Annotated in this window: 19 protein-coding genes; 18 read left to right on the top strand and 1 reads right to left on the bottom strand. The window is 49.6% G+C overall.

Translation table 11 applies throughout. The features are described 5' to 3' along the window. The first annotated feature begins 75 nt into the window (after nucleotides 1-75). From BLU78_RS10265 to BLU78_RS13880, 7 genes are all read left to right on the top strand, one after another. Nucleotides 76-639 carry a hypothetical protein gene (locus BLU78_RS10265; protein ID WP_010265114.1) on the top strand — a complete coding sequence of 188 codons (564 nt, stop codon included), beginning with the start codon at nucleotides 76-78 and terminating at the stop codon, nucleotides 637-639. A gap of 1 nt (nucleotide 640) precedes the next feature. Next, complete coding sequence (locus BLU78_RS10260) at nucleotides 641-994, top strand: hypothetical protein (RefSeq protein WP_010265110.1); 354 nt, start codon at nucleotides 641-643, stop codon at nucleotides 992-994. A 125-nt stretch (nucleotides 995-1,119) separates the two neighbouring features. Continuing rightward, entirely contained in the window at nucleotides 1,120-1,506 is a 387-nt protein-coding gene (locus tag BLU78_RS10255) for a DUF6908 domain-containing protein (protein WP_026020810.1), read from the top strand. Then, the gene (locus BLU78_RS10250) at nucleotides 1,503-1,778 is read left to right on the top strand and encodes a hypothetical protein (protein ID WP_010265102.1); all 276 of its coding nucleotides are present in this window, start codon (nucleotides 1,503-1,505) and stop codon (nucleotides 1,776-1,778) included. The genes BLU78_RS10255 and BLU78_RS10250 overlap by 4 nt, the downstream gene beginning before the upstream one ends. Before the next feature lie 616 nt (nucleotides 1,779-2,394). Further along, nucleotides 2,395-4,551 (top strand): PL29 family lyase N-terminal domain-containing protein, encoded by a 2,157-nt coding sequence (locus BLU78_RS10245; RefSeq protein ID WP_143029389.1) that lies wholly within the window; start codon nucleotides 2,395-2,397, stop codon nucleotides 4,549-4,551. Nucleotides 4,552-4,603: 52 nt separating this feature from the next. Further along, nucleotides 4,604-4,987 carry a hypothetical protein gene (locus tag BLU78_RS10240; RefSeq protein WP_010265094.1) on the top strand — a complete coding sequence of 128 codons (384 nt, stop codon included), beginning with the start codon at nucleotides 4,604-4,606 and terminating at the stop codon, nucleotides 4,985-4,987. A 232-nt stretch (nucleotides 4,988-5,219) separates the two neighbouring features. Continuing rightward, complete coding sequence (locus BLU78_RS13880) at nucleotides 5,220-5,591, top strand: hypothetical protein (RefSeq protein ID WP_010265089.1); 372 nt, start codon at nucleotides 5,220-5,222, stop codon at nucleotides 5,589-5,591. Between the two features lie 5 nt (nucleotides 5,592-5,596). On the opposite strand, the gene BLU78_RS14025 is transcribed toward BLU78_RS13880, so the two are convergent. Next, nucleotides 5,597-7,087, bottom strand: coding sequence for a hypothetical protein (locus BLU78_RS14025; protein ID WP_143029388.1), 1,491 nt, complete (start codon nucleotides 7,085-7,087; stop codon nucleotides 5,597-5,599). Between the two features lie 754 nt (nucleotides 7,088-7,841). On the opposite strand from BLU78_RS14025, the gene BLU78_RS10230 reads away from it, so the two are divergent. The 11 genes from BLU78_RS10230 (at nucleotide 7,842) to BLU78_RS10185 (ending at nucleotide 22,624) form a co-directional block, all read left to right on the top strand. Continuing rightward, a complete protein-coding gene (locus tag BLU78_RS10230; RefSeq protein WP_044106658.1) occupies nucleotides 7,842-9,887 on the top strand; it encodes a glucosidase family protein in 2,046 nt (681 codons plus the stop codon). 139 nt (nucleotides 9,888-10,026) lie between these two features. After that, entirely contained in the window at nucleotides 10,027-10,395 is a 369-nt protein-coding gene (locus BLU78_RS14360) for an RNA polymerase sigma factor (protein WP_081504110.1), read from the top strand. Further along, nucleotides 10,361-10,657 carry a sigma-70 family RNA polymerase sigma factor gene (locus BLU78_RS13870; protein ID WP_081504109.1) on the top strand — a complete coding sequence of 99 codons (297 nt, stop codon included), beginning with the start codon at nucleotides 10,361-10,363 and terminating at the stop codon, nucleotides 10,655-10,657. Before BLU78_RS14360 ends, BLU78_RS13870 begins: the two co-directional genes overlap by 35 nt. Nucleotides 10,658-10,748: 91 nt before the next feature. Further along, complete coding sequence (locus BLU78_RS10220; RefSeq protein ID WP_010265077.1) at nucleotides 10,749-11,696, top strand: FecR family protein; 948 nt, start codon at nucleotides 10,749-10,751, stop codon at nucleotides 11,694-11,696. A 177-nt stretch (nucleotides 11,697-11,873) separates the two neighbouring features. Beyond that, entirely contained in the window at nucleotides 11,874-15,083 is a 3,210-nt protein-coding gene (locus BLU78_RS10215; RefSeq protein ID WP_020692183.1) for a SusC/RagA family TonB-linked outer membrane protein, read from the top strand. 21 nt (nucleotides 15,084-15,104) lie between these two features. Further along, nucleotides 15,105-16,646, top strand: coding sequence for a RagB/SusD family nutrient uptake outer membrane protein (locus BLU78_RS10210; protein ID WP_026020806.1), 1,542 nt, complete (start codon nucleotides 15,105-15,107; stop codon nucleotides 16,644-16,646). A 24-nt stretch (nucleotides 16,647-16,670) separates the two neighbouring features. Beyond that, complete coding sequence (locus tag BLU78_RS10205) at nucleotides 16,671-17,663, top strand: DUF6528 family protein (RefSeq protein WP_010265066.1); 993 nt, start codon at nucleotides 16,671-16,673, stop codon at nucleotides 17,661-17,663. 19 nt (nucleotides 17,664-17,682) lie between these two features. Then, the gene (locus BLU78_RS10200; protein WP_010265062.1) at nucleotides 17,683-18,978 is read left to right on the top strand and encodes an FISUMP domain-containing protein; all 1,296 of its coding nucleotides are present in this window, start codon (nucleotides 17,683-17,685) and stop codon (nucleotides 18,976-18,978) included. Between the two features lie 9 nt (nucleotides 18,979-18,987). Further along, a complete protein-coding gene (locus BLU78_RS10195; protein WP_010265059.1) occupies nucleotides 18,988-19,836 on the top strand; it encodes a sugar phosphate isomerase/epimerase family protein in 849 nt (282 codons plus the stop codon). A 94-nt stretch (nucleotides 19,837-19,930) separates the two neighbouring features. Then, nucleotides 19,931-21,694, top strand: a complete 1,764-nt coding sequence (locus BLU78_RS10190; protein ID WP_231290935.1) for a DUF4091 domain-containing protein — start codon at nucleotides 19,931-19,933, stop codon at nucleotides 21,692-21,694. A 21-nt stretch (nucleotides 21,695-21,715) separates the two neighbouring features. Next, nucleotides 21,716-22,624: a sugar phosphate isomerase/epimerase family protein gene (locus BLU78_RS10185; protein ID WP_074712082.1), complete on the top strand. Its 909-nt coding sequence runs from the start codon at nucleotides 21,716-21,718 to the stop codon at nucleotides 22,622-22,624. Nucleotides 22,625-22,707: the final 83 nt, after the last annotated feature.

The following is a 22,707-nucleotide window of genomic DNA, read 5'->3' as shown; positions in this document are numbered from 1 at the left end:
TGTTAGAGATAGGATGATTGCAAAATAAATCGAGAATTATTTATTATCTTTGTTGGTAACTCAAATGAATTTTAGATGAAGAACTTAACAAAACTATTATTGGCTATAATATTCTTTGTATTATTAGGCGCAATTATAGGGCTATATTATAGATATACATCTCAAGAACAGCAAACAATTTTCAATCTTGCTACTCTACTTGGGTTTTATGTATCTATCTATGGATTGGCTGTCGCTTTATGGCAGATTATGGCTCTACAAAATATAACAAAAAGCACTCAATCTGCGGTTGCCCAAACGAGAGAAAAAGTAGAGCAAATTTTATCCATATCTGATATAGCTAAAATCGTAACCACTATTCGGATTATTGAGGAATATATAAATAGTGAAAAATATGAACTCGCAAAATTAAGGCTATGCGATGTAAAAGATTTTATGATGCGAGTTGAGTTCATTGGAAAGATCGAATTGGATATTGAAGAATTTGGGCGATTAAAGAAAAGAGTAGAAATTGATCTGAATAGTATCGACAAACAAATGAGCAATAAAGCTAAACTCGATAAGATTATTTTTTGCCAAGACATGGAAGAAATTGCCTCAATGTTAAGTAGAATTGAAAATCAATTAAAATCTAAATAAGATGGAAAAGAAATATTCTGAATTAATACAACGGTTATATAAGTTGACGAAAGAACGGAAATTGGAATGGCGTAAAACAAGTTCAGAAAACGAATATATGTTGGAATTGAATGCCGCAACTTTTGCAATATCTAAAGGCATTGAATACTATAACAATAGTGCTTCTGAATTTATTGCTGTAAGCATGTATAACGACAAAAACATGGTGATTCCCATTGTTTCCGTAATGGCAGGTGATAATGAGTATCCTTTCCTTGAAAGCCTATATAACGAGGCTGTTGATTCATGCACTAAAGAAACAGAAACATTAGAAAAAGTATTAGAAGAATTAGATCGATTAGATTTGCCATTCTAAGTATTTCTCTTACATCTAAAACTCCAACAATGCAACTGTTGGAGTTTTTTATTTTAATACAGCCCACGAGCAGATACATGAATCAAAGCCCCCTCCCCATTGTCAAATGTAAAACCGTTTTATGTATGAAAACACTTGACAGAAAGGCGGCGGGGATTTTCCGCGCATTGTTGGCTCTGCAAACAACCAAAATCGACAACTCGGACGGTACTTATATGCCCGTCTACCTTGAACTGATCGGCCGTATCGACAAGTACGACTTTTTCTCGCTGGCTCATTACGGACAACAGAACGGCGATGCCATGCGCGACCCTGAAATGTTGTTTGCCCTGCACAAAGAAACACAGCAATTCATCCCGTACTATTATCGCAATGACTACTGCGGCATCGTGCAGAACAGCGTGAAATGGTCGGAGGATGGTATCTTTCTAAATTCTCGCTTGCAGACAGAACACACTACATTCGCTAATCAATGGTTACGCAATATAGCTGCTCAACAAGGAATCCTATGACAGCACAACGATTGGTGGAGAACTGCGTACTGACGAATCAAACCGCAGTCGTGGATGAAATGCTGAACAAGCACTTGCTTCCCGAAGAATATATCTATCCGTTCTTGGGTGATGTCATGGAATGGTGGTTGATTGACAGCTGGCTGGCCGAACGACTGAAACGAGAGAACCAAGTAATCATTGAGGAATACGGTTGCTGTTGGTGGGGCAGGTTAGCCAGCGGTCAGGCAATCTGCATGGATAGTGTGATACAGAAGATTGCAGGAGAATGAAACACGGCCTGCATATCGACATAATAAAACTGCAAATTACAGAGATTAGGGGCTTTGCAATTCCGAAATGATTTTGTAACCTCTAATTTCTGTTTTTATGCTGGCGTAAGGTCGATAATTGAGTATCTGAACTATCTGCAACCCACAATTATAGAGTTTATGCAGGCGTAACAATAAAATCTTCTACTCCAATTTATAAAGAACAAAGTTTTGAATCCATAAGCCGTGCTATTGGAAAGATGCTTTGTTTTAGAGAACTTTGTAACTACAATACCCCACGAGTGTTGCGTATTGAGAAACATTTTTTAACTTTGTGGCATCGTCCTAATGGGCGGTAACATATTAGTTTAGTGAAAGTGTTTCGCTAATCCTTGTACCGAAATCTGACAGTTTCTACAAAGACGAGGATAACGACAACGCTCATCACCGTGTATAGGCATATATCATCTGATATATTCTATTCGGTGTGGGGTATTGTTTCTTATTCGTCTTTGGGTTTTGTCAGAACCTCGGTACAGATAACGAACAACTCCACACTTTCTTTTTTGTATTTATCCACCGCATAGGAGTTGTACGGTAAAACGTGCGTCACTTGTTTTACTTAAATAATCTCATTATGAAAAAACTATTGGCTTTTGCCGCATTATTTGCGGTGGTTGCGCTCACATCGTGTAAATACGATGATGATGACCTTTGGAACAGCGTTCACGGATTGGAAAACCGTGTCGCAAAATTAGAGGAACTCTGCAAACAGATGAACACCAATATTGCATCGTTGCAGACCATCGTAACAGCATTACAGAACAACGTCTATGTTACGGGGACTACACCTTTTATGCAAGACGGTAAAGAAATCGGTTATACAATTACTTTCAGCAAAGGTAATCCTATTACCATTTATCACGGCAAGGACGGACAAAACGGTGAAGACGGTGAAGACGGGACAACACCCACCATCGGCGTAAAAAAAGATACTGATGGTGTCTATTATTGGACGTTGAACGGTGAATTTATTGTGGTCGATGGTGGAAAAATCCAAGCCGAGGGTAAAGACGGCACAAACGGAACCAACGGTACGACCCCGCAATTCAAAATCGAAAACGATTATTGGTTTGTTTCCTATGATAACGGAGCAAATTGGACGCAGTTAGGTAAGGCCACAGGTGAAGACGGCATTGGTGGCGATTCCATGTTTTCGGGCGTGGATTATGAAACCAGCACGGACTATGTAATTTTCACCTTATCAAACGGTACGCAAATCAAACTGCCTACATGGTCTGCATTTGAAGCCTTACAGCGTCTTTGCAACGAAACGAATACAAACCTTTCAGCCTTACAGACGATTGTAACAGCACTCCAAAACAATGATTATATCACAAGTGTAGACCCGCTGACCGAGAACGGCAAGGTGGTAGGCTACACGATTAAGTTTGCCAAGAGCAACCCGATTGTAATTTACAACGGTAAAGACGGTGCAGATGGAAATACACCCGTTATCGGTGTGAAAAAAGACACGGACGGCATCTATTATTGGACGCTGGACGGAGAGTTTATCGTTGTGGACGGACAGAAGATAAAAGCACAAGGGACAGACGGTAATAATGGCGCGGATGGTTCAGACGGTGTTACGCCGAAACTCGAAATTCGAGAGGGCTATTGGTGGATTTCCTATGATAACGGAACGAATTGGTCGCAGTTAGGCAAAGCCACAGGAGAGGATGGCAAGGATGCAGATAGCATCAAAATCACGCAGGACGAGAACAATGTTTATTTTGAACTGGCAGACGGGACGGTAATCACGATTTCCAAAACGGGACAATCGGCAGACCCGAATATCATTCAATTTGAAGATGCATTAGTAAAGGCTATCTGTATTACTAATTGGGATAAAAATGAAGATGGAGCCCTGTCATACGAGGAAGCCGCTGCTGTAACAACAATTGGTACAGAGTTCAGCGAAAAAGGGATATATGCATTTAATGAATTACAATATTTTACTGGCTTAACCTCAATTCCTAACGACGCATTTTTGAATTGTAACGAGTTGTTATCAATAAAATTACCCGATAATATTATTTCAATTAATGCAGCTGCTTTTCGAGGTTGCGCTTCTCTGAAAAAAATTCATATTCCTGCAAATGTAGAATCTATTAAGTTGCAAGCGTTCTATGGTTGTATTTCATTGATTTCCATAGATATTCCTGCAAGTGTAAAAACTATTCAAGCTGGTGCATTCTCCAATTGTCGCAAACTGGCATCGGTTACCTTTGAAAAAGGCTCTCAACTCAAAACTATTGGAGAAATAATTCCTTCAAATATAACGAAAGGTGCATTTACTAATTGCACTTCATTGACTTTTATTGAAATTCCTGCAAGTGTAGAAACAATTGAAGCGGCTGCATTTAAGGGTTGCTCCTCTCTGACAACTATAACATTCGAGAAAGATTCACAGTTAAAAATCATTGGTGGGGGTCGTGATGCTAGTGCTTCTCCTGTTACTTATTATGGAGCTTTCTGCAGCTTAAAGAATCTTACGACCTTAGATATGTCCGAATGTACCCAAGTAGAAGAAATCGGAGAAGGAGCATTTTCTAATAATTCTGAACTTCAAATATTTAGAATTGGGACCTCAATACCTCCTACATGCGATAACAATACATTCTATCATATAAACTCTAATTCTGTACTTAAAGTACCGTCAGGGTGTATTAACGCATACAAAGCCGCAAACGGTTGGAAGAACTTTACAAGCATAACGAGTTTGGATGAATAAATGCAAACCTTCTCCTGCCGTGTTCCCGCATGGCAGGAGAAAGATTAAAAATATGGCAAAGAAATTTCAAATTATAGGGCTATCTTTATTATTGGTAGCATTCGGTTGGGAGTGTTTTTCTCAAACACTTTTTGATAACAAGACAGAATCCTTGTTAGCTGAACTGCATCATAAAATAGACATACTCTGGGAGTGTGAATATGCGGATTTTACGAAAAGTCCGCAAAACACAACAACCAGCAATATGCTTGTCGATATGAATATGACAAACAGGCAATGGAAATCTTATGAACAGATACGGGCAGATTTCGAATTGTCAGACGAGCAAGAGGAATTTGGCCAAATGGCACGAATTATCTTATATATATCGGGCAGTATTTGTGTGATATTGGCAGAAAGATTCAAGAAAGGCTGTTTGTGGAAGAATAACGGTTGATTCTCTCTAATAGGACAGACTTGTGCAAAAGGGTTAACTTATAGACCCTTTGCACAAGTTTGTCCTTTTTATTTTACTTGCATAATTCATAAATTTTTCGTATATTTACATCATAATCAAAGATTTAATAACACTACAAATTTTAGCTAAAATGTATAAAACACCAAAAACAGAATGAAAAATCGGCAAGGAAAAACGGGATGACAATCAAATATCCTACATTGCCAAATCCGTGTCTTATGATGATGATTACGGGGTCTGCCTATTTGTCGGGAGAAAAGAAGATGAAACCGTTCCGTTTACCTTTTACTATTTCTTTGCGTTGGACATCGACCAACAGCAACCCGTAAAAATGACATTCCAAAGACGAGGGAAGAAGATGGTTTCAATGTCTTGCCCGTTGGACGATATAAAAGGAGATATAACGCTAATCATGCCTAACGTTATTGAGTTTTCAAATTCCGCAGATAGCGTAAACCTTTTTGCCGTTCACAACAAGAGCGACGCCGTTAGCTTTACATATACGACAACAGACGGCACACAAAAAGATTTCAAATTTCCACTCACGGGGTTCAATGAAAAGTATTTAGAGCAGTTTATATAAATAAGTCAATAGATATAGTCTCCAAAGAATGATAATATAGTTTTATAACTTTGTTGGGGAAATAATTCTTTAAGGTAAGATGAGTGTGAAATACTATCCATTTGCATCCATTTTATTTCAAATCGCTGAAGAATAGGATTCGTATCGACTTTTGTTGATTTGCATGGCAAAGTCGCTTGATAACCAGACCATTCACACGATATTGAATTATTTATGCAATTAGAGAATCTAAACTTGCATTTTGAAGAATTTGAATCTATATTTAGCTGTGGATAAATCAACCAACACTGACCAATAAATTGACATAGTTGTCGGTAAAATGGATCTGCTTGGGAATCTAAAAACTCGTCAATGGATATTTCAAAGTTTTCTAATATACATAACAAATGGGTAACTTGATTATAGGTGGAGATAAAATAATTAAACCCATTATGTCCATTTTGCCAGCTATACGGTGGAATATTCTCTTTTCTGATATTGTAATTGGATTGGTTTAAGAAATGGGTAATGTGCCGAATGTTGGTAATTATATTTTCACAATTCTCATATTTCTGCATAATAAGGTCTACCAATCGTTCACAAATAGCAGAAAAAGTATCTTTACTAAAAGGTATTTTCTGTAAAATCCATTCTTCAATCACATCATTCAATGAATATTCATAGGGCGTGGAAGACGAGAATTTATGAATATAACCCGTAAAATCTGTTCTCTCTCCATATAAATGATGAAAGATATTCTTGATGTTTTGAAAATGACAGACCAGCAATATTTTATCGAAATTGTATTTATTCAAAGGGTTGCCATGTGCAAGTTTTTGTTCTGAATAATCTTGCATATCCCAATGCGCAGAAAATACATTGAGGATGCGGAATATATGGGCAGGATCAATCCTATCCATATCTTCAATAACAAGGATAACTTGCTTGCCACTATTTTCTTTAATATCTGTTATTAGTTGATAAATAATCCGTGATATAGGGTCAAATTCATATATCCCTCCTTTTTGGCTTGCAAATTCATCCAAATATGATTCGATACTATCGGACTGGGAATGACCGACTTCCTTTGAAAAGTTTTTGAACTTGGCAATGTTGTCCCGAAATACTTTTATAGCATCTTGGGGAATATTAGCTAAAGAGGATGCAACTAAAGAAACAATATCCGACACAAGGTCTTTCCCATTTTGATTGAAGAATCCCCATAATCTCAATGAAAAGCCATATTTTTCATCCGAGAAATCAATCTCGGATGTCATCAAGATTTGCAACAATATATCTCGCTTAATATACTCAAAAATATCTTTGTTTTCAGCGACCTGATAATTGATAGGATATATTGTTAGGAACAAATACTTATCGGATAATTGCTTCTTAACTTCATTCAGAAAGAAACTCTTTCCGTCTCCAAATCGTGCAGACAGAATACCTCGACAATTATTATTAAGATATTCAGAAAAAGTCGTGACTTCGGAATCTATCGGAATAATATCGTTCATAATGCTTGGGTTATTACGCATATCAAAAATACAATTTTTAATATAGAAATCAAAGCTACTGAAAATTGCTGAAAACAGACGAACGGCGAGAGGGGAAAATTTTTCGCCGATTTTTTAGTATCTAATGATGGCTTTTATCTATGTATCTATAAGATATACAGCTAATTCACCTATTTATTAATCAATCATGGTTTCTGTAACTGTGTAAACCAACGTGTAAACCGCAGAGCATTCGTGTTTGTAAATTACTGTATAATAGCAATTTATTTATTTTGAGGAACGTCTGGGGGGCGTGTGGTCGCTGGTTCGAATCCAGTCACCCCGACAACAGAGAATCAGCCACTTGCAAAAATCTGCAGGTGGCTGATTTCGTTTACTGGAACACAAATGGAACACAAAATCTTTTTTAAGTTCCATTTTATCTCTAGGGGTTAAGTTCTTGGATGCAGAATTGCTTCCTTGGTGGCAGCATGTTTTTGTTATGTCTGAGTCTTTTATATTTTTGTCCCTGATTACTTTGTCGAGGGTCGAAGCATCTCTTCTTTCGATATATCTGGGTGGTCGAAGTTGAGGTCACCAATTTTTTCTCGAAGTATATAATTGTGCGAATTATTACAATAAAGTTTTATATTTGTGTATAGTTCAATTTCTCGCTGCGGTCTATTCTGTCGCGCATCACGGTGCGGAATGCCTGGCGGACGGCCGATTACGGCCGGTTCGATATACGGATCGACGATTTGAAAAAGTAAAAAAGATGAATAATAGATTTTTAGCATGTTGTCTGCTTGTTCTGGCCGTCGTGCCGGCATCCGGACAGCGCTGGCAGATCGGAACAGATCAGCGTCATATCGTTTGGCGGCCCGGAGCCGATCTTCCGCATGAGGACTGTGTGGAGATGACCGGCGAGGCGACTTCCCTCGTTTTGCGGTGGGGTGTCGACGAGCGGGGAGCATTCCGCGAAGAGCGTTCCCTGGTCTTTCCCTTGCTGCGTACCGTTCCGAACGATACGCATGCCAGCCTCGTGTTCCGTATGGCGACCGACATACCGTCATTGCTGAGCGTGGACGGCTTCGCCCTGCAGTCGGAAACGGTGGAACAGGTGCGGTTCGATGGAGTGATGGAGGTGCGCAGCACGTGGCGAACAGGGCGGTCGAAACTGGGATTGGTGTCGGACTATGCTTCCGAACCTGCCGTGACGATGACCCGGACTATTTTTCCTTCCCGGACCCTGCCGTTGACATGCGAGCGTTATGTACTGCGCAACGGCAGCCCGAACCGCACGCGTACGATCTATATCCCGGAATATATGCAGACGTTCGAAACCGATCCTGCGAAAGGCATGGAGGGCAGTTACGTCCTGCGGGCCGATATTTCGGGCAGCGGACGTTTCGAGGTCGCACCCGGCGATTCGGTGGTTTTCGATGCGGTGTTTCAGGCATACCGCAAGGGTGAAAATCCCCGACGTCCGGACGTCGCCGCGGAGCTGGCTGCGCGCCGTGCGTTCATACGGGAGGACATCGGACACAGCCTTGTGCTCGAAACGCCCGATTCGGTGCTGAATACGGCGTTTCATTTTTCCAAACTCCGGGCTGCCGAAAGCATCATCCGAACGCGGGGCGGATATATGCACGCTCCCGGCGGCGAGGTTTTCTATGCGGCGGTATGGACCAACGACCAGTGCGAATACGTGATTCCGTTCTTCCCTTTTCTGGGCTATGCGACGGCCAATGAATCGGCCATCAACACATTCCGCCATTTCGCTCGTTTCATGAATGCCGACTATCGGCCTCTGCCCAGTTCGATCATCGCCGAGGGTACGGATATCTGGAATGGGGCGGGAGACCGCGGCGATGCTGCAATGTGTGCGAACGGGGCAGCCCGTTATGCCCTTGCTCGTGCCGACCGCACCGAAGCTGAAGAGTTGTGGCCGTTAGTCGAATGGTGTCTGGAGTATTGCCGTCGCAACCGGACCGCCGACGGAGTCGTGGCGTCGGATTCCGACGAACTGGAAGGGCGTTTCCCTGTCGGACGGACCAATCTGGCCACCTCTGCGCTCTATTACGACGCGCTGTTGTCGGCTGCTGCACTGGGCCGGGAAATCGGTGTGAAACCGTCGCAGACGAACGCCTATTTGCGTCAGGCCCGGGAGCTGGCCGCGGCCATCGAACGGTTTTTCGGCCGTGACGTGGCCGGTTATCATGCCTACCGCTATTCGGAAATCAACGATAAACTGCGCGCCTGGATCTGCATGCCCCTCGTCGTCGGTCTTTCTGAACGTCGTGAGGGGACGGTTGCCGCGCTGCTTGGCCCCGAACTCCATACGGAGGACGGCCTGCTGACGGAACAGGGCGACTCGGTTTTCTGGGATCGCTCGACGCTCTATGCCCTGCGGGGTATTTTCCGGGCAGGCTGCGCCGATAAGGCGGGCGATTTTTTGCATCGGTTTACAGCTCGGCGCCTTACGGGCAATCATGTCCCCTATTTTATCGAGGCATGGCCCGAAGGCTCCGGTTCGATGCGGCAGCTTTCTGCCGAGAGCGGCCTCTACTGCCGTATTTTTACCGAAGGATTGTTCGGCATTCGTCCGACGGGATTCAGATCTTTTGAGATGACTCCTTCGTTGCCGGCCGCTTGGGATCGTGCGGCCTTGCGCCATATACGGGCTTTCGGGAGCGATTTCGACCTCGAAATCGAGCGTGTCGCGTCCGACAGGCTCCGCGTCACGCTTCGCCGGCAGGATAAGAACCCGCAAATTCATATTCTGAAGCCTGGCGCTATACTTCGCGTATTGCTAAAATAATGCTTGATAATTAATAGATTACAGGAGGCTTTTCTGTCGGCGCAAAGAATGTCATTTATTAGGAGCGTATCGGAGGCGATCTGAAAACTACATCTCGTTTTGGATATAATGATTATTTTTGCGTTCGAAAAGCTTGAACATGCCAAGCATGGAGAAAAAGAAACTTAACGATTTGCTTATTTCCGTAAGCGAGAACGACGATTATGCTTTCCGGGTTTTCTATGATTTATATTACCAGAGCATTTTTCGGTTCACTTACTATTTCCTGCGGAACAAGGAGGCTTGCGGCGAGGTCGTGAGCAATGTTTTCGTTGCGATCTGGAAGTCCCGCGTTTCGCTTAGGCGGATAAGCAATATCGATGCTTATCTCTACATCGTTGCCCGAAACGAATCGAACCGTTATCTGAGGGAATGCCGGACACGTCGCCGCTGTCTTTCGCTCGAAGAGATTCCCGTCTCGGTACTCGACCGGAATTCCCCCCCCCCTCGATGGGGAGGCTTCCGATAGCCATCTGATAGAGTCGGAGTTGGAGGAATTGATAGGCCGTCTGGTCAATAACCTTCCTGAACGTTGTCGTACGGTGTTCCTGCTTAATCGGCAAGAGTGTCTCTCGTCGCGTGAGATTGCCGAAATTTTGTCTCTTTCTGAAAGTACGGTGCGTGTGCAACTCAAACTTGCCGTCGACCGTATCGTAGCAGGCGTTCGCAAATATTATCCTGACCTGAAACTGATTTCTTTGCTGTTGTTGCTTTTTTCAGGCCGTCTTTGAGCTTTGTCGGAATGAAAAATGAAAAAAAGCCGCGGTTCCCTTAAACGGAACCGCGGCTTTGGTACTCTATACTTGTAAACGGCAGAAAACTATGCAATTTCAGAACGCACGAAAGGAATCGGAAATATTGGAACTGATTGAGGGAACGGAGCGCGACCGCCGGAGGCTGTCCGAATTGCTGGATGGTATACGTGTAGGGGCGGAGGTCGATGCCATGGCTGACGGGATGCGTGAACAGGTGTGGGCCGACGTGCGGATGCGTATCCGCCGCCGGGGATTGCGCCTGCGGATTGCGCGTTACGCTGCGGCTGCGGTCGTGGCGGCATGCGCTGTCTGCGGCAGCTGGCTGCTGGGTGGATTCCACACCGAGAACCGTCTGGTTGCTGCCGCGCAGCCCGTAAGCGTTTCGACGCCTTTGGGGGTAAAATCTGACGTGGTGTTGCCCGACGGTTCCCGCGTGCGGCTCAACGGAGGCACACGCATTGTCTATCCGGCCTTGTTCGGGGACGAACGCCGTGTGGAAGTGGATGGCGAGGCCTATTTCGAGGTCGAGCACGATGCCCGTAAGCCTTTCGTAGTGGTGACGGGGCAGGTTGCCTCGACGGTTCTCGGCACGACTTTCAACGTGCATGCCTACTCGGAGGACGAGGATTTTCAGATTACGCTTGCAACGGGAAGTCTGCTGGTAGATGGCGGCCCTGGGTCGCGGTGCGTGCGGCTGCGCCCCGGGGAGCAGGCGTTTTTTGAGAAATCTTTCGGGCTGCTGTCGTTGCGCCGGGTGAATGTCGAACATGTGCTTTCGTGGTGCGAGGACAAACTTTATTTTCAGGCCGAGCCGCTCGAGGCGATCGCCCGGAGCCTTGAACGACAATTCAATGTCGATATTCTGATTGCCGACGAACAATTGCGGAAAACCTGTTTTACGGGTGAATTTGTCGATGGCGAGAATATACACGAGATCATGCGGATTATTTCGGCCGACAGCCGCATTCTTTGCCGGAGCCATAAGAACCGCTTCGAATTATACAGAAACCGATAAATATCAACCCAACTTTTTTTCACTATAACCTAAATTTTAATTCTTATGAGTAAAAATTTTTCCAGCAGGAGGTCTTTCCTGGACCTTTTGGGCCGGCGGGCATTGTGTCGGCTGAGCGGATTGCTGGTGCTGTGTTGGTTTATGGTTGCAGCGCAGGCGCTTTATGCTCAGAACCCTGTGATTTCGTTGACGCTGAAGAACGTCACCGTGCATGAAGTGATCGAGGCGGTAAAGAAAGAGAGCGGCTACTCGTTCTGGTATCGTGAAAGTGAAATCGACCTGAGCAGGCGTGTTTCGGTCGAAGCACAGAGCCAGAACGTGCTGAAACTGCTTGACGGCGTGTTGGCTGAGCAGGGGATTCGCGCCAAACTCGAAGGCCGTCACATTGTGCTTTACAAACCTGCTCCTGCCGGTCCGAACAAGGAGTATCAACTGACAGGCCGTGTCGAAACAGAGTCCGGTGCCCCGATTGTGGGGGCGAGCGTGATTGTCGAGGGTACGAGCAACGGTATGGTAACCAATTCGAAAGGCGAATTTGCCCTGAATGTAACTGCGGGGGCGGTGCTCAACGTGTCGTTCATCGGTTACGACGCGCAGCAGGTGTCGGTCGGCAATCGTACGCACCTGACCGTAGCACTGAAAGAGAATGCGCAGATGTTGGACGATGTGGTGGTGATCGGTTACGGCGTTCAGAAGAAGGTCAACCTGACCGGTTCGGTCGCCGTGCGCCAGATGTCGGAAATCGAGAACCAGCCGTTGACGCACGCCTCGCAGGCGTTGTATTCGATGCCCGGCGTCTATATCAATCAGGCTTCGGCGAAACCCGGCAGCGACGGCGCGACAATCCGTATTCGCGGTGTCGGTACGATGAGCAGTTCCAGCCCCATGGTGTTGGTCGACGGCATGGAGTACTCGCTTAACGAACTCAACCCCGGTGATATCGAGACGATTTCGGTGTTGAAGGACGCTTCGGCCTCGATCTATGGTTCCAAGGCTGCCAACGGCGTTATCCTGATTACCACCAAGCAGGCCCGCAAAGGCGAGCCGGTGGTGAAACTCAGCGCCAACTTCGGTATTCAGTCGGCGACCTACGTTCCCGACGTGGTTACCGATCCGATTCAGTATATGCGCATGCGGAACCAGGCTGAGTTGAACGAAGGCAAGCTGACGGTGACCTATAACGAGGACGATATTCTCGAATACGAGGAGGGCATGAAGCACGACCGCTATATCTATCCCGCCTCCGACTGGTACGACCTCTGCTATGAGAACGGTTTCCTTCAGCAATACAATGCCCGTGTTTCGGGGGGTACGGACAAGATTTCCTACTCGCTGGGCGGCGGTTACATGAATCAGCGGGGTATCATGGTCGCCAACGACAACGCCGAACGTTTTTCGTGGGACATGAAGATAAACGCACAGGTGACCAAACGCCTGAAGGTGGGTGTCAGCCTGTTGGGCAACCTGCGCTACAATACCGATCCGATCTACGGTATTTCGACGACGGTCAACGTCATTAACCGCGCCCTGCCGATTTTCAGCACGCAGTTGCCCGACGGCAAGTGGCTTTCGACCTGGCTTTCGACTCCCGGGCGCAATAATCCCGAGAATCCGCTCATGGAGCTTCACGAGGGCAATACCCGGCGTCAGTTCCACCGCATGCTGGGAAAAATCAACATCGGCTACGACCTGCCGTGGGGTATCAAGTACAACGCCAACATGGGATACGTGAAGATCGACCACTATTCGAAGGATTTCAAACATGCGATGTATACCTACAATCCCAAGACCCTCGAACGGAAGGATTTCAGTGCTTATGTGTCGGCTAAGGATTGGGACAACAACTCGATTAACTTTACCTTTTACAACACGTTGTCATGGGGTAAGAGTTTTGGCGGGAACCATAATTTTAACGTGATGGTAGGTACGGAGTACAAACGCTACGATAGTAAGAATTTCCAGGCCAAGAAGCGCGACTATTTCAATAATCAACTCACGGCCCTGTCGGTGGGCGCCACGATGGACGAGATCTCGGGCGGATCGTCGCTTGACCTGCTCTTCTCCTATTTCGGGCGCATCACCTATGATTATAAAGAGAAATACCTGATTGACCTCACGGCGCGTTATGACGGTTCGTCGAAATTCGCCAAGGGCAACCGCTGGGCTTTCTTCCCCGCCGTGTCGGTCGGCTGGCGCATCGACAAGGAGAATTTCCTGAAGGACGTTCGCCAGATCAATGTGCTCAAGCTCCGTGGGTCGGTTGGCGAGATGGGCAACCAGGCCATCGGCAATTATGAATACCTGATGGCTGTGCTGGCGAGCAAGGACTACAATTATAGTTTCGGCGACGTGCTTTCGGGCGGCGCGGCGATCAAGGATTTCGTCGACGAGAACATTTCGTGGGAGACGACGCGCACCTACAACCTCGGACTGGATTTCGAGGCTTTCGACCACCGGCTGCTGTTCAGCGCGGACCTTTATAAGAAGCGCACCGAAGGTATTCTGCGCGACGTGAAGATCCCTGCGCAGATCGGCAACCTGAACGGCCCGAAGCAGAATATCGGCGTGGTGGCCAATGACGGTATCGAGCTGAACCTCCAATGGCGGAGTACGGTTAAGAATTTCCGTTACAGCGTCGGCGGTAACTTCTGCTACAATAAGAATATCGTCGTGGACCTCGACGGGCAGGAGTATATCAAGACCTTCAACATCATCCGCGAGGGCGAGCCCATCGACGCGTGGTATCTCTATCAGGCCGACGGGTTCTACAACAGTTACGAGGAGATCGCCAATTCGGTGACCGTCGGCAGCGGCGTGAAGCCGGGTTACATCCGCTATAAGAATCTTAACAACGACGATAAGATCGACGACAACGACCGCGCCGTCAGCGGTAACCTGACTCCGAGCATTACCTATGCCTTCAACTTCTCCCTGGGTTGGAAGGGCCTTGAACTTTCGGCGCAGTTCCAGGGGGTCGCCGACGTGAGCACCTACCTTTCGGGCAACCTCGCTGCCCCGTTCTGGAACGGCGCGGGTGTGTTGAAAGAGTGGGCCACCGACGCGTGGACTCCCGAGAACCACGACGCCCGCCTGCCGATTCTCCACACCGCGACGGGAGCTCCCGAGATGCACAACTACAAGAACACGCAGTGGCTTTACGACGCCTCGTACCTGCGCTGCAAGCAACTGCAACTCTCGTATACGCTGCCTAAAAAGTGGATTTCGAAACTCGGTATGAGCCAGTGTCAGATTTTCGTCAACGGTGAGAACCTCTTTACGATTTCACCGTTGAAGATGTTCGATCCCGAAATCGACCTGTCGTCGACCAACCTGATGCAGTACCCCTCGTTGCGGACGATCAACTTCGGGTTCAATATTACTTTCTAATCGCTTCAAATACGGAAAATTATGAAAAAAATAGTATTCGGATTGATGATTTGCGGTGCGACGGTGATGGGTTCCTGCAACCTCGATACCATTCCTACCGACAAATATACGGTCGAAACGTTCTGGGAAACCGAAGAGGGAACCGAAGCGGCCATGACCGGCTGTTACAACATACTGACCAACAGCGCGCTGTTCGGAGATTCGGCGCCGCTGCTCGAGGAGACATGCACGCCCAACGCCTATAATTATAACAATGCGGGCGGATATAACGTCATTGCGCAGGGGACACATACGGCCAACAGCTCGGGTATCATTGCTAGCCGCTGGAAGAAATGTTACGAGGGTATCGGACGCTGCAACACGCATCTCAACCGCCTGCCCAATGCAGTCGTGGCCGATGACCGGCGGGTGCAGATGGAAGGCGAGGCCAAGTTCCTGCGCGCACTCTACTATTACATGCTGGTAACCTATTACAACGGTGTGCCGCTGATTCTCGAAGAACCCGTCTATGCGCACGGTTCGCTGCCCCGTGCTTCGCGCGAGGAGGTGGTTGGGGCTATCCTCGACGATCTGAACGACATTATCGACCGCGAACTGCTCGACTGGAAATGGACGAAGGCGGCCGACCGGGGACGTGCCACGCGCGGTGCGGCGATGGCCCTCAAAGCCCGTCTGCTGCTCTTCGAAGCCAGCAAGTTGATCAATCCCTCGAATGACGCCGCGAAATGGCGGGCTGCCGCCGATGCGGCCAAAGCCGTGATCGACAGGGAGGCGCAGGCGGGTTACGACCTGTTCGGCGACTACCGGAAGCTGTTCCTCCCGGCCAACGAACACAGTTGCGAGTGTGTCTTCAACATTGAATTCTCGAAGACCAAGAACACGGCGGTCAATTCGTTCAACGTTTACAGCATCCAGTATCGCAACAACGCGCCGTTGCTCGACCTGGTGAACGCCTACGAGACGACGACCGGCGGACCGGGGACGATGGGCAAGTACGACAATCTCGATCCCCGTTTTGCGGCGACGAATTTCTATCCCGGAAGTACGTTCCTCGGCAAGGCGAATTGTTCGGCCACGGAGGTGTGCCAGTTCACCGGCTTCGCCCATAAGAAACTCACGATCTACGACGCCCAGAAACGCGATTCGGATGATTCGAACGGCGAAACCAATTACATGTTCATCCGTTATGCCGATGTGCTGCTGATGTTCGCCGAGGCGCAGAACGAGGTCGATGCGACGCCGTCGGATGCCGTTTACGATGCCGTGAACCGCGTACGCACACGTGTCGGGATGCCGACCTATGCTTACGGTTCGAAGAGTCAGGCCGAGATGCGTGAGATCATCCGCCACGAACGTCGCATCGAGTTTGCCGGCGAAGGGCTTTATTACAACGATATTCGCCGTTGGATGACCGCAGAACTGGTGATGAATGCCGTGATACAGGATTATGCGGGTACGGATATCGCTGTGCGTGCATTCGATCCCGACCGCGATTACTGGTGGCCTGTTCCGGCGGACCAAATCCTGCTGAACAAGAAACTCGAACAGAATCCCAATTATTAATCCGGTAAATTACATTTCGTGAATATGAAAAAATATTTGTGGATTTTGGCTGCCGTATGCTTCCTTCAGGGTTGTAGCAAAGACGAAGAAGAGGAACCTTATGTTCCCTGGCGGCCGGGTGATGACAAGGAAGAGACGATTGATCTGGATAAGGCGACGAAAGTGATGATTCTGACCGAGCAGGCGAAGAACCGGATCGTGATGATCGATCAGCCGACGGGAAAAATCGCCTGGGAGTGGACGGCCGCCGACAGCGGGCTTTCGACCGGCGAACAGGCCTGGTTCAATACTCCTGACGAGGCCAAGCCGGTTTACAACCGTACGTGTGTCCTCGTTACGGCTTCGGGCGGCGGTGTGGGGCTGATTCGAATTGCGGACAAGAAGATGCTTTTTTATGCCAAACCGGGTGGAAATCCCCACTCGGCCGAGGTGCTGCCTGATAAGAATATCGTGGTTGCGTCGAGTACGGGCAACCTGTTGAGCGTCTATGTTTATGATGCTGTTTCCAGTTATGTTTCGAAACCCGCTTTCACCATGCCGGTCTATTCAGCCCATAACGTGGTTTGGGACAGGAAGCGTGACTGCCTGTGGACGGGGACCGGCGCCCAGTTGTTGAAACTCTCCTATAACGGGAACCGCGCGGCTCCGGAACTTTCGCAAGTCAAGTCTTACGACATGGCGGCGGGAAATACGATGGCGCATGACCTGGCGCCGGTCTACGGTGAGGATGCGATGTATGTTTCGTCTGTCGAGCATGTCTATAAGTTCGATTGTGCGACAGAGAAGTTCCTCGGCGTGGAAATTTTCCAGCAGAAGGACATCAAGAGCATATCGACCGGTCCCGAGGGGTATCCCACGATCGTCATGCGGCCCACGTCGGGAAGCGGCAACTGGTGGTCGGCCGAGGTGTGCGACCTGAAAGGCAACCGGTTGTTTAACCGTGCGGGCTATCAGATTTACAAGACCCGCTGGTATGTGGAAAATCCGTTCGGATATCCCGAAGTCCACACTTTGTAAAACCTAAAACGCTAAAACCATGAAAAATATCCGAAAATACATGATGGCTGCAGTGTGCATGGCCGCAGCGTCGGCGCTGGCGGCCTGCACCGAGGCTGTGAAACGCGATGCTGAACAGGAAATCCAGGAAATGACCGTCCCCAAGAAACCCGGGCCGATCACGAAGGTGCCCGCCACGCTGACCTGCAATGGCGGCGAAGAGTTTACGTTCTCCGTGTCGAAAGTTCAGTGGGCTGAAACCTACGAGTGGACGATTGCCGATCAGGAAAAGTCGAAAATATCGATTGTCGATGGTCAGGGAACTAACGTCATCACCGTTAAGGTGGTCAACGATGACGTGGTGATTCCCGCGCAGTCGGTGTCGGTCGTGGCCAAGAATGAATTGGGCACGAGCAGCGTCCGCGAGTATTTCGCGGCTATTACCGTGTCGGTACCCATCGAACTGCCGGGTTATACGATCAAGAAGTACGGCAAGCGTTGGTGGATGACCGAGGATTGCCACGAAGCGGGGGAGGACGGCAATCTGGGCGTTGCGCCCGATCTGACGGCCTTTTCGGTTGCGGGATTGGAGGCGTCGCATTTGCAGCGTTTGAATGACGCCAAAGGACGTTATTACACTTGGTATGAGGCGATGACAGGCATATCGGGCTGTACGCCTGAGCAGTGTCCCTATGTCCCGGGTTATGAAGGAACGGACGACGCGGGCAATCCATTCAGACTCGACGGTACGGAAGAGGGCGAATTCGGCGTTCAGATCCGCGGCTGCTGCCCCGAAGGGTGGCATGTGGCCAACGCCAACGACTGGTGGGACATGTTGATGGCTATCAAGAGTGAGTTTGCCATTCCCGACGATTTCACGTTGGGCGGCTATACTTTCTCGGGAGGCCATGACAAGAAACCGGAAAACGCCGCGACCAAGGCGAGCTTCTACAAGTCGGGCTGTACGGTCAAGAACATGGGCAATGTTGGGGCGTGGCTGCGCGGCGGCAACGGCCGTATCGTCGACGGCGGTATCTGGAATCAGGCGAACCTGACGTTGTCTGATGCCGGCGAGGCGCTGCTGCAATTCGTCGATGGTGCCGAAAGCGTCGGATTCGGCTGGTGGCCGGTGGGTTATCAGAAAAATACCGGAGCTTTCGATTCCGGATCTTTGGGTAAATGGGGACATCTCTGGTTTATCGGACAGACCAGTGAAACCGTGGCCCGGACGCTCGTGATCAGCGGGACGAGCATGAATCTCGTGACAAAGGCGAACACGGATGCTACCAAGACCCATGCGGTGGCGGTCCGCTGTGTGAAAAACTACACCAAATAACCGGAAGCGATGAAGACTGTTTTATTTACGGCGGCGGCGCTGATGTGCGCCGCGAACCTAACGGCCCAGTGTCTCGGTGTCGGCAGTTCGACCAGCAGCATGAGTCCCGACGAGATGGCCGGGGCCGTGAAGGCGGGAATCGAATATGTCGAAATCGGTATCAGCGGCCGCGGAACCGTGGCTGAGATTCGGGAGAAGGCACTTCACGCCAAACGTAAGGCCGACGAGGCCGGTCTGAAAGTCTGGTCGTGCCACCTTCCGTTCTCCCGCACGCTCGATATTTCGGTGCTGAACGACAGCGCCCGCATGGCCAATGTCGAATTTCTGACCGAAATGATCGCGATCTGCGGGGAGGTAGGGCCGCGGAAACTGGTGCTGCATCCCAGTTCCGAGCCGATTGCGGATGGGGAGCGCGAACGGCGCATCCGGAACAGCATCGCTTCGATCGGCGTTTTACGCAAGGAAGCGACGCGGATCGGTGCTGAGTTGTGTATTGAGGACCTGCCGCGTACCTGTCTCGGGCGTAATTCCGACGAGTTGTTGCGTATCATCGCCCCCTATCCTGAGGTGAAGATTTGTTTCGATACCAACCACCTGCTCTCGGAGGATTTGTTGCACTTTGTCGAGGCGTGCGGCGATCGGATTGCGACCGTCCATATCTCGGATTACGACATGATTGACGAGCGCCATTGGCTTCCGGGCAAGGGTAGGATTGATTGGCCCGCGTTGTATGGGGCATTGATGAAAGCCGGATATAAGGGTGTTTTCATGTATGAACTCAAACGCGGCGAAGGATCGTTCGGTGAAATGGCCGCCATCTACAAAAAGATGGCTTCCGATGCTGCGAAGATGAAATAATTTCTCTCCGGATGCTGTGAAAAGGAGTGCTGCTCCGGTCGGGGCAGCGCTCCTTTGTCGAATTTGTGTAAACCAGATAATTCGTTTTTAAGTCATGAAACCATACCTTTCTTCATTGTTATTGTCCGCAGGGATCTCCCTGCTGCTCGTCTCATGCGACAGCGGGACCGCCCGGAAAATCTCATCGTTCGACGAACTGCCCGACCCCACGGCCGACACGCTCTCCGACTGGTCGGGCGTTCCCCGGGGGCTTCACGCCTCGTTCGTGAGTACGGACGCCGTTTTCAGACGTTCGGTCGCCCCGGATGTAGCACCCATAACATCCATCCGGCTGGAGGGATGGCGCGGCGAACGGGTCGCCACCCAACTGCTGCTCTGGACCGCGTCCGGTGCAGAAGGCGTAGAGGTCGAGGTGGAACCGTTCAGGTCGGACACATATACGCTTCCCGGAGATGCCGCCCAGGCCCGATTCGTTCGCTATGTCCTGAGCGACGAGTTCGGCAACAAATGCGGCTATCACGATCCGGCAATCTACCCGCCGCACCTGGTCCCGGATATGCTCGACGACATCGATGTTTTCGACCTGAAGGCCCGGAACGTCCGTCCGGTGTGGATAACGGTCTCCGTCCCGGCCGACACCCCCGCCGGTGAGTACGTTTCGACAGTCAAACTGTATGCAAAAGGCCGGCTGCTCCGAACATTCGACATCGGGCTCACGGTCATCGGCCGGGAACTCCCGCCCCCTGCCGAGTGGAACTACTATCTCGACCTCTGGCAGCACCCTGCGGCCGTCGCCCGCGTCGAGGGGCTCGACATGTGGAGCGACGCCCATTTCGAGGCCCTTGTCCCGTACATGCGGCTTCTGGCCGACGCAGGACAAAAGGTCGTCACGACGACGCTGAACAAGGACCCGTGGAATAACCAGTGCTTCGACTCTTACGCCGACATGATCGTCTGGACAAAGAATGCAGACGGGGCGTGGAGCTATGACTACACGGTCTTCGACCGGTGGGTCGAACTGATGACGGGGCTGGGCATCGACCATACCATCAACTGCTACTCGATGCTGCCGTGGAACAACGAGCTCCACTACCGGGACGGTGTCACGGGCCGTTTCGTCGACGTGACGGCCGATCCGGGCACTCCGGCTTTCGAAGAGCTGTGGGTGCCGTTCCTCGCCGACTTCACCGGACACCTCCGCGAAAAGGGGTGGCTCGGACGGACGAATATCGCCATGGACGAACGTTCGCCGGAGGAGATGGCCGATGCGCTCGATCTCCTGCGGAAGACCGCTCCCGAACTGGGAATCGCCATGGCCGATAACAAGAACAGCTACCTGAGCTATCCCTTCATAAACAGCCTGTGCGTCAAAGTCCGCGACCGGGTTCCGCCGCAGCATATCGCCGAGCGACGCGCCCAAGGCTTCGTAACGACCTACTACGTCTGCTGTTCGGACCGCTTTCCCAACATGTTCACCTTCTCCGACCCCGCCGAAGCGGTCTATGCCGGATGGTATACGGCCGCCTGCGGTTACGACGGATTTCTGCGCTGGGCTTACAATTCGTGGGCCGGGGAACCGCTGACCGACTCGCGTTTCAGAACCTTCCCCGCCGGCGATACATATATCATTTATCCCGGCGCACGTTCCTCCGTCCGCTTCGAACGGCTGGTCGAAGGAATCCAGGATGCCGAAAAGATCTCGATTCTGAAAAAGGAGTTCGCAGCCGCCGGAACGCCGGAGGCCGCGTTACGGCTCGAACAGCTCGAAACGCTGCTCTCCGGATTTGCCACCATAACCCCGGAAGCAGGCTGGTCCGACAGGCTCTCCCGGGCCAAACGGGAGCTCAACGAATTATAGCTTGCAAAATAATTTGTTCCTATGAAAAGAATATTTCAGTTTTTCCTTTTTCTGTCGCTTTTGCCGGTGCCGGCTTCAGGGCAAAAACGATTCAATGAGATCGGTGCGGTCTACGGGGCTATCCGTTCGATGACTCCCGAAGCATATAAGGAGGCATACGACGAACATGGTATTCGCTGGATCGAAGCCTGGACGGGTAATCTGACCGGTGGTACGGAGGAGCAGTACGATGCTTGGATCGAACGTTTCAATACGGCAATGAAAGGCTCCGGTCTGAAACTGTGGTCGGTTCACCTGCCTTTCACACGCAAGGCGCCGAATGATCTTTCGGACAATCGGCCCGAATGGCGCGAGGCGACGCTCAAAAACTGGGTCGAGATCCTCGATCGTGCGACACGTATCGGCAAGTTCCGTGTAGTGGTGATGCATCCCAGCAGTGAAGCGCAGATTTCTGACGAGGAGCGGCCTCAGCGCCTTGAGAATCTTCGGCAGATGTTACTGCGCTTTATTCCGCTCGTGAAGGAGCGTTATGGAGCCGTGGTGGCTGTCGAAGACCTTCCGCGCGGTTGTTTGGGCAATAGCAGCGCCGATTTTGACTGGCTTGTGGCCAATGTTCCGGATTTTAAAATATGCTATGACACCAACCATTTGCTTGGGGAAAAGAGCCATGCTTTTGCAGCCCGTTTCGCTCCTTATATCGTGAATATCCACGTCTCGGATTACGATGGGATAGATGAACGCCACTGGATGCCGGGACGCGGTATTGTCGAGTGGCCGAAAGTGATCGATATCCTTACACGGGCGGGTTATGACGGGCCTTTCATGTACGAGGTTACGCCGCGCAACGATCCGCGCGGGAGCGTTGAATATATGCGCTCGACGACTGACAGTCTTTTCGCCCAGTATGCACTTTATCAAGGTATCGAATAACGCACCTTAAAACGCAAAAAATGAAAAGACTACTGTTTCTCGCCCTCTTCGCCGCCACGGCGGCCCCCTCGAAATCCGCCACG

This window comes from Alistipes timonensis JC136 (genome assembly GCF_900107675.1).
Classification (GTDB): Bacteria; Bacteroidota; Bacteroidia; order Bacteroidales; family Rikenellaceae; genus Alistipes; species Alistipes timonensis.
The sequence above is the reverse complement of the archived record's forward strand: the minus strand, read 5'-3'. Positions and strand labels throughout refer to the sequence as shown.

Bases quoted from the DNA above. Each gene is read 5' to 3' on its own strand.
- BLU78_RS10260 (WP_010265110.1), top strand. From the start codon at position 641: ATGGAAAAGAAATATTCTGAATTAATACAACGGTTATATAAGTTGACG.
- BLU78_RS10195 (WP_010265059.1), top strand. From the start codon at position 18,988: ATGAAGACTGTTTTATTTACGGCGGCGGCGCTGATGTGCGCCGCGAAC.
- BLU78_RS10245 (WP_143029389.1), top strand. From the start codon at position 2,395: ATGAAAAAACTATTGGCTTTTGCCGCATTATTTGCGGTGGTTGCGCTC.
- BLU78_RS10220 (WP_010265077.1), top strand. From the start codon at position 10,749: ATGCAATTTCAGAACGCACGAAAGGAATCGGAAATATTGGAACTGATT.
- BLU78_RS10265 (WP_010265114.1), top strand. From the start codon at position 76: ATGAAGAACTTAACAAAACTATTATTGGCTATAATATTCTTTGTATTA.
- BLU78_RS10185 (WP_074712082.1), top strand. From the start codon at position 21,716: ATGAAAAGAATATTTCAGTTTTTCCTTTTTCTGTCGCTTTTGCCGGTG.
- BLU78_RS10240 (WP_010265094.1), top strand. From the start codon at position 4,604: ATGGCAAAGAAATTTCAAATTATAGGGCTATCTTTATTATTGGTAGCA.
- BLU78_RS14360 (WP_081504110.1), top strand. From the start codon at position 10,027: ATGCCAAGCATGGAGAAAAAGAAACTTAACGATTTGCTTATTTCCGTA.
- BLU78_RS10190 (WP_231290935.1), top strand. From the start codon at position 19,931: ATGAAACCATACCTTTCTTCATTGTTATTGTCCGCAGGGATCTCCCTG.
- BLU78_RS10230 (WP_044106658.1), top strand. From the start codon at position 7,842: ATGAATAATAGATTTTTAGCATGTTGTCTGCTTGTTCTGGCCGTCGTG.
- BLU78_RS10250 (WP_010265102.1), top strand. From the start codon at position 1,503: ATGACAGCACAACGATTGGTGGAGAACTGCGTACTGACGAATCAAACC.
- BLU78_RS10255 (WP_026020810.1), top strand. From the start codon at position 1,120: ATGAAAACACTTGACAGAAAGGCGGCGGGGATTTTCCGCGCATTGTTG.
- BLU78_RS10205 (WP_010265066.1), top strand. From the start codon at position 16,671: ATGAAAAAATATTTGTGGATTTTGGCTGCCGTATGCTTCCTTCAGGGT.
- BLU78_RS10200 (WP_010265062.1), top strand. From the start codon at position 17,683: ATGAAAAATATCCGAAAATACATGATGGCTGCAGTGTGCATGGCCGCA.
- BLU78_RS14025 (WP_143029388.1), bottom strand. From the start codon at position 7,087: ATGAACGATATTATTCCGATAGATTCCGAAGTCACGACTTTTTCTGAA.
- BLU78_RS10210 (WP_026020806.1), top strand. From the start codon at position 15,105: ATGAAAAAAATAGTATTCGGATTGATGATTTGCGGTGCGACGGTGATG.